This window comes from Bacteroidota bacterium (genome assembly GCA_013696965.1).
Taxonomy (GTDB): Bacteria; Bacteroidota; Bacteroidia; order JACCXN01; family JACCXN01; genus JACCXN01.
Map to the genome: position 1 here is coordinate 24,421 of JACCXN010000098.1, position 7,551 is coordinate 31,971.

Annotated in this window: 6 protein-coding genes; 4 read left to right on the forward strand and 2 right to left on the reverse strand. The window is 32.4% G+C overall.

Annotated features, from left to right (window positions below; genetic code table 11):
• Positions 1-10 precede the first annotated feature (10 nt).
• Positions 11-3,301, forward strand: coding sequence for a SpoIIE family protein phosphatase (locus H0V01_15235; protein MBA2584725.1), 3,291 nt, complete (start codon positions 11-13; stop codon positions 3,299-3,301).
• Positions 3,302-3,344: 43 nt separating this feature from the next.
• On the opposite strand, the gene H0V01_15240 is transcribed toward H0V01_15235, so the two are convergent.
• Positions 3,345-3,944, reverse strand: a complete 600-nt coding sequence (locus H0V01_15240) for a tetratricopeptide repeat protein (protein MBA2584726.1) — start codon at positions 3,942-3,944, stop codon at positions 3,345-3,347.
• Positions 3,945-4,487: 543 nt separating this feature from the next.
• On the opposite strand from H0V01_15240, the gene H0V01_15245 reads away from it, so the two are divergent.
• From H0V01_15245 to H0V01_15255, 3 genes are all read left to right on the forward strand, one after another.
• Positions 4,488-5,582, forward strand: coding sequence for a serine hydrolase (locus H0V01_15245; GenBank protein MBA2584727.1), 1,095 nt, complete (start codon positions 4,488-4,490; stop codon positions 5,580-5,582).
• A 7-nt stretch (positions 5,583-5,589) separates the two neighbouring features.
• A complete protein-coding gene (locus tag H0V01_15250; GenBank protein MBA2584728.1) occupies positions 5,590-6,009 on the forward strand; it encodes a hypothetical protein in 420 nt (139 codons plus the stop codon).
• Positions 6,010-6,194: 185 nt separating this feature from the next.
• A complete protein-coding gene (locus H0V01_15255) occupies positions 6,195-7,013 on the forward strand; it encodes a class I SAM-dependent methyltransferase (protein ID MBA2584729.1) in 819 nt (272 codons plus the stop codon).
• Between the two features lie 187 nt (positions 7,014-7,200).
• On the opposite strand, the gene H0V01_15260 is transcribed toward H0V01_15255, so the two are convergent.
• Positions 7,201-7,380, reverse strand: a complete 180-nt coding sequence (locus tag H0V01_15260; protein MBA2584730.1) for a T9SS type A sorting domain-containing protein — start codon at positions 7,378-7,380, stop codon at positions 7,201-7,203.
• Between the last annotated feature and the right edge of the window lie 171 nt (positions 7,381-7,551).

Below are 7,551 nucleotides of genomic sequence, written 5' to 3' on the forward strand. Positions count from 1 at the left end.
TTATTCATTAATGCCATTACGTTTTTTCTTTCCCTTTTTAGCCTTATTCTTGCTTGCCAATTACGCAACAAGCCAGGTAAACAATTTCAAACACTGGTCCATACAGGATGGTTTGCCTCAATCGAACGTTTATTGCATTAAGCAGGATAAACGCGGCTTTATTTGGATTGGAACCGGAAACGGGGTTAGTTGCTTCGATGGAAAAAAATTCAAATCCTATTCAATAAAAGAAGGGCTATCAGGGAATGTTGTTAGAAGCATAATGGAAGATTCCAGTGGTAGATTGTGGTTTGGTACCGATAAGGGCATCTCAATTTATAATGGCTTTGAGTTTTTTACCCTTGGTAAGCCAGAAGGATTAATGGGTAGCACCGTTTTGTGCTTTATTGAAGATAATAACAAAACCATTTGGTCAGGAACCGATGACAATGGAATAAACAAAATTGTTTTTAATTCTAAAAACGATTATAGCATTACAAATTATAATGAATCCCTGGGCTTAAGCAGCAATGCTGTTTTTGATTTATATTTTGATAAATACAACAGTATTTGGGCTGCAACATTTGGAGGGATAAATATTTTATATCAAAAGGATGATAAAATAACCGTAAAGGTTATTAATGGAGAGGAAAATATACCCAGCGATTTACTTTTATCAATATCTGAAGACAATAAAGGGGATTTATGGTTTGGAACATACAATGCCGGCGCTTTTAAATTTGACCTTAATTCAGGGAATACTATTGAAAATCAAATTAATGTGGTTTCCTATAACACATCAAATGGTTTAAATGCCAATTCTGTTTGGGATATTCTTTGCACACAGGATAATAGTATTTGGTTTGGCACCTCCGAGAAGGGCATAAACAGATTTACACCCCAAAAAAACTCAGATGCCTTTTTAATTACAACTTATTCTTCCAAACAAAGCTTTTCCAGCGACCAGATTTTATGTTTTTTTGAAGATAAACAATCTAATATTTGGATAGGCACAAATGGTGATGGATTATTTATGTTGCCAGGAGATCATTTTTCCCACTATTCATTAAAAGAGGGAATTCCTACCAAAATTCAAGGAATTGCGCAGGATAAAGATTCTAATATATGGATAGTATCCGATGGGGGTGGGCTTGCTGTAATTAACAACAATAAAGAAATTCCATTTTTAATGGGATATACAGAAAAAGAAGGATTATCGAGCAGTTTTTTAACCTGTATTGCTACAGGGAAAGCCGGAAACACGAACATTTGGATGGGGACTTCAAGTAGGGGAATCATTAAATATGATGGAAATAACTTTACAACTTTCGATGAAAATAACGGACTTATTAGTAACAGGGTAAATGCCGTATTTATAGATAAAAATGGAATTCTTTGGTGTGGCACAGCCAATGGCATTAGCCGTTATGATGGCATAAAATTCCTTAATGTTTCTACTGATATGCTAACAATGGAGAACCAGGGAGTAAAGGCTATAATTCAAGATAAAAAAGACAATATTTGGTTTGGAACAGCTGGTGGATTAGCAAGATATAACGGAAAGGGAGAAATGAAGACCTTTGATATGGAAGAAGGTTTATTACACATTGATATTAATGCAATTACAGAGGATATTTATGGAAATATTTGGATTGGAACAAATGGAGGTGGAATTTATAAATTTAATGGGAAAAAGAAAGAAAAGGATGCAATTGAATTTATTGCAAATGAAAATTTTTTATCCTCAAATTCAATCCGTTCCTTAATTTTTCTTAATGACTCAACCCTTATAGCAGGTACTTATAAGGGTTTTGACAAATTGTTTTTAGATAAAAACGGCAAAGTATTAAGGTCAAAAAATTACAATTCTTCTGATGGATTCATCGGGGTTGAATGTAATGACAACAGTATTCACAAGGACGCTGATGACAATATTTGGTTTGGTACCGGAAAAGGACTCACTAGATATTCTTCCTATCTGGAAAAAAACATTTCAACTGTGCCTAAAGTATACATTTCCAATTTGCAGCTTTTTTATAAAAATGTGAATTGGTCGCAAAAAACCGACAGCATTCTTCCTTTCTTTAATGTGCCTTTTTCTTTACAATTGCCTCACAATGAGAATAACCTGACTTTTTATTTTTCTGCTATTTCTTTAAGCAACCCTGATAAGCTAAAATACACCTATTTATTAGAAGGAAGAGATGAAGAATGGTCACCAATAAAGCCAGATAATGATGTTACTTTTTCAGGATTAACTCCCGGAAATTATACGCTAAAAATAAGAGCTATTGACTCCAATTCAAATTGGTCGGAACCTGCTTTATTTACTTTTACAATATCTCCCCCTTGGTATCAGTCTCTCATGTTTTATTTGCTTTGTGCATTTATAATAGGTTTAGGTATATACGGATTTATTAGATACAGGGAGAGGGCGCTTTTAAATGAAAAAAAAATACTTGAGCAAATCGTTTCAGAACGTACCCGGGAATTGGTATTGCAAAAAGAAAAAATTGCAGAAAAAAACAGAGAAATTACCGATAGTATAAATTATGCAAAGGGCATTCAAGATGCAATTTTACCTACATCTGAGTCTATACAACAATGGTTTCCCAAATCTTTTGTTCTATTTAAGCCTAAAGCTATTGTGAGTGGCGACTTTTACTGGATGGAAAAAGTGGATCACAAACTTCTTTTTGCAGCCATAGATTGCACAGGACATGGAGTTCCGGGTGGATTTGTTAGCATGGTGGGGGCAAATGGACTAAATCGGTCTGTAAAAGAATATAACATTATAAAACCTTCTAAAATTCTTGATAGGCTTTCTGAATTGGTTGAGGAAACTTTCAGTAAACGAAAGGATGGAATGGATATCGCATTGTGTTCAATCAATTCAATGAACAATACCCTTGAATATTCGGGTGCCAACAATTCTATGTACTTGGTAAGAAAAAGCAATATCCCTTTAAACCTTAATGGTGAATTTATTAATCCTGTTTTTGAGAATTCAGATGTTCGCCTTTTTGAGATAAAAGCAGACAAACAACCAATAGGATCTTTTGATAACCGTAAAGCTTTTACAAATCATCTTCTCGAATTAATGAAGGATGACACTATCTATGTTTTTACGGATGGATACGCGGATCAATTTGGAGGCCAAAACGGAAAAAAATTCAAATACAATCAATTGAAAGAGCTATTCGTTTCAATTCATAACTTAACTATGGAAGAGCAACAAGTTGTATTGGCTAAAACAATAGAGGATTGGAAAGGAAACCTGGAGCAAATAGATGATATTTGTATTGTTGGGGTAAAGATTTAAAAACTCGAACAAATAAAGGATACCTATTTTGTAGGGATAAAATTTAATTGCATTTTTTTTGAATCGTTTCATACGCTTTTATAAAGCCCAACTCTCCTGCCCTGCTCCAATCAGTGCAACCTCCAATTAAATCCCCTGAATCTATTTTAGCGCTTCCTCTACTATAAAAAGCTTCCTTATCTTTTGGGTTGTTCTCTATTACCCTTGTAAAATCAGAAATACAATCTGAATACTGTTTTAGCTGATAATTAGAAAGAGCACGGTCAAACAAAGCGTCAGAAAAATCAGGACTAATTTCAAGCGATTTGTTAAAATCAGCTATTGATCCCCTGTAATCTTTTAAATGGGCCTTTAATCGCCCTCTATCTTTGTAATAGGTGAAATTAACCGTATCAAGCTCAATTGCCTTATTATAATTATCCATTGCAACCTTTGTTCTTTCTAATTTAAAATTTATTTCTCCCAAAAAATAATGGTTTTTTGCTGATTTTGGATTTTGTTCAAGTGCTTTTTCAAAATAGGGCAAGGCGCCTACAAAATCATTAGAATAAAATAACTCAGTTCCTGTTTTTTCAAACTCAGAACTTTTTCCCTCCTGGGCATATACCATGGAAAATTGAAGAAAGAAGCAAAATAAAAGCATTTTTTTCATTGAACAAAGTTACGTGTTTTTAACTAAAATAGACTCATATTTAAGTGTTTAATTATTCATCGCCTGTATATGGTTGTCTGATTTTTTCAAATTTCTGAACTATTTAATTGATTTTATTTAGCAAAAATAAAAGGATAAAATCCTTCTCTGCTTAAGCAAGCAATAATTGGATTAGAAAGGGAAACTTTACCTTCAAAAAAAACAAGGCATTTTAAACTATTAATATCCGCGATAAATGCTTCCTCGTCTTTAAGTAAAAAGGACAGTTTTAGTAGAAATGCAAATTATGAAACTCAATATGAAAATTGATTTTATTTAGTGCTTTAATATTTCATTATCATCAGCACAAGAAATGAGATAATGTACATTTTTATCTGCTATAAATTACCTTTTCTGTTTTTGTGGTTCCTCGTCTGAGATTTTAACGAAATAAAGGCCGGGGGAAAAGGCGGAAAGGTCTATGTTAAGAATGCCTGTTCCTCTATTTGATTCATTAACAATAAAATTGCTATGTTTGCATATAGAACAACCAAAATGAAAAAGAAATTTTTAATTGGAATAGGAATATTTGTTGGATTATTGCTTATTGGCGCAGCACTTGGAGTGTTTTATTTTAAGCCAGACAAAGAAAAAGTTCTAAACTTTATAAAAGAAAACCCCGACAAAGCCAATATTTTGTTGATTAGAAACGATAGTATTTTAGCAGAACAAAATATAGAAAAGCTAAGTCCGCTAGCAAGTACAGTTAAAATAATAGTTGCTATTGAATACGCAAAACAGGCCAGTGCAGGAACAATAAACCCAGATGAATTTGTAGCGATTGCTGATCTTGAAAAATTTCATATCAAAGGAACTGACGGAGGCGCACATCCCGCTTGGCTTTTAACTGTTCAAAATAAAACTTTTGACAATAAAATTGCATTAAGAGAAATTGCAAAGGGAATGATTAAATACAGTTCAAATGCAAATACAGAATGGCTAATGGAAAGGCTTGGATTGGAAAATATAAATTCCAGAATCGATAGTTTAGGATTGAAAAACCATACTCAAATATATTATATTGCTTCTGCCATGTTCATTGGAAATGAAGCTTTCCCAGATGTAACTGGAACAGAATTAACTGAAAAGCTTCAAAACCTGGAGTTGATAAAATATATAGAACTTTCTAAAAGTATTCATGCCAAACTCTTGGTTGATACAGTTTATAAAACAAAAACCGGAGAGATGATGGAAATGGATGTTCAAAAAATATGGTCTAACAACCTTCCTAGCTCAACTGTGGCAGATTATGTGAGTATTATGAAAAAAATCAACAACAGGGTTTATTTTGATGTGAAAACCCAACAATATTTGGACGAAGTAATGGAATATGTTCTGGAAAACCCGGCAAACAAAGAGTGGTTGGAACACAGTGGGACGAAAGGCGGTTCAACTGCTTTTGCTTTAACAAAGGCATTGTACGCAACTGACAAAAAGGGGAATAAAACAGAACTTGCCTATTTTTTCAATGACCTTTCTCTTTTTGAAAATTTTCGATTGCAATTCAGTATGAACGAATTTGAATTGCATATTTTGACAAAAAATGAATTTAGAGAAAAAGTGTTTGGAACATTAAAACATCAAAATTAAGCTATAAATGGAGCATAGAGATTATATTCAAAAGATAATTGATCAACTTGGAAAAGTTCTTGAAAAAATTTTGGGTGACTTGATTGGCGCCATTAAAGAGGGCCAGATAAATCAAGGAATTGAAAAGATTAATTATGCCCTGAAAAATGAAATTAATATGGACATTGCTGAGATAATTATTCTGCCAAATAGTAAGTTGCTTGAAATTCTTCAGGAAGAAAAAAAGATAAACAATGAAAATTTGGAACGCCTTGCAAATATTCTAATTTTAATTGCAGATTCCACCTCAAAAGACAAAGTGAATAGTCAAGACAAGAAAAATATGTATGAAAAATGCCTTGTTTTATATGAACATCTTGAAAAAAACGAAAAGCTTTATTCTTTTGACAGACACTTGAAAATAGAAAGATTAAAAACCATTGTATAGAGAAAAAGAGTTGAATTTTCTACATTGAATTACCAAATAAACATTGAATTTTTGTTGAAAAAAGCAATAAAAAATAGCAATAAAAAAAGCATCCAAAATTAGTTTTTAAAAGATAAAGGTCTTTGTTTATCAAGACAAGCCAGGGTCAATATAAACGTGGATAGCGGCTTTATTTTAAAAAAAACATGACCCCGGAAAATAATTATATAGAAATTAACAAACAATCTTGGAATAACCGTACAGAATCGCATTTGAAATCTGACTTTTATGACATGAAGGGATTTTTGAATGGAAAATCGTCATTACAGCAAATTGAATTAGACTTGCTGGGAGATATAAAGGGAAAATCCATTCTTCATTTACAATGTCATTTTGGGCAGGATACTATTTCATTAAGCAAGTTGGGCGCCAATGTAACAGGAATTGATTTTTCTGACACAGCAATTCAAAATGCTGTTCGACTTGCAAAAGAAATGAAATCGGACACAAAATTTATTTGTTGCGATATATACGATTTACCAAACCATTTAAACCAACAATTCGATATTGTTTTTACTAGTTATGGAACAATTGGCTGGCTGCCAGATTTGGATAAGTGGGCAAAAGTGGTTTCTAAATTCTTGAAATCAAATGGAAAGTTCGTTTTTGTTGAATTTCATCCTGTAATTTGGATGTTTGATGATAATTTTGAAAAAATCGAGTATAATTATTTCAATTCAGGCGCTATTGTTGAAACAGAAAATGGAACTTATGCAGACAGAAATGCCAAAATTACGCAACAATATGTATGCTGGAATCACAGCATGAGCGAAGTTTTAAATAGCTTAATATCAAAAGGACTTGAGATTAATTCATTCAAGGAATTTGATTATTCTCCATACAATTGCTTTAAAAACACTATTGAATTTGAACCAGGAAAATATAGGATTGAACATTTAGGAAATACCATTCCAATGGTTTATTCAATTAAAGCAACAAAAAATACTACAGAGCATAATTGCTGAAGAATGATCTAATACATGTTGTAGGTTATTTATGAAAAAACTACTGTATTAGGCAGGATAAAAGTTGATACCAGAAAAAATGAACCGAGAAAAAACAAGAAGAAATTTTAGTAGAATTTTTTAGCTAAACATTAATTATAGCTAAATAAAAAGCCCCACAACTTTTTGCGGGGCTTTCCACAGAAAATTATTTTTGAATCACCACTTTTTCTGTCTGCACAAAATTGTCGCCATTTAATTGCATCAAGTAAATACCATTTGACAAATTTTGAAGATCAATAAGGTGATTTTTATCCACTACCTTTTCAGTATAAACAACTTGCCCAGTAATACTCATGATTTTCACATAAACGGGTGTTTTATTCATTTCTAAGTATAACCTATCTTTTGAAGGTGTAGGGAAAAACTTAACTGTAATCGGTAAATAGCAATACACAACTTTTGGTAAATAAGAATACACAGAAAATGGAAACAAGAGTGCACAGCTTTTAAACTTCAAAGGGGGTACCCCCTTTGAAGTTTAAAAGGATATTTGTCG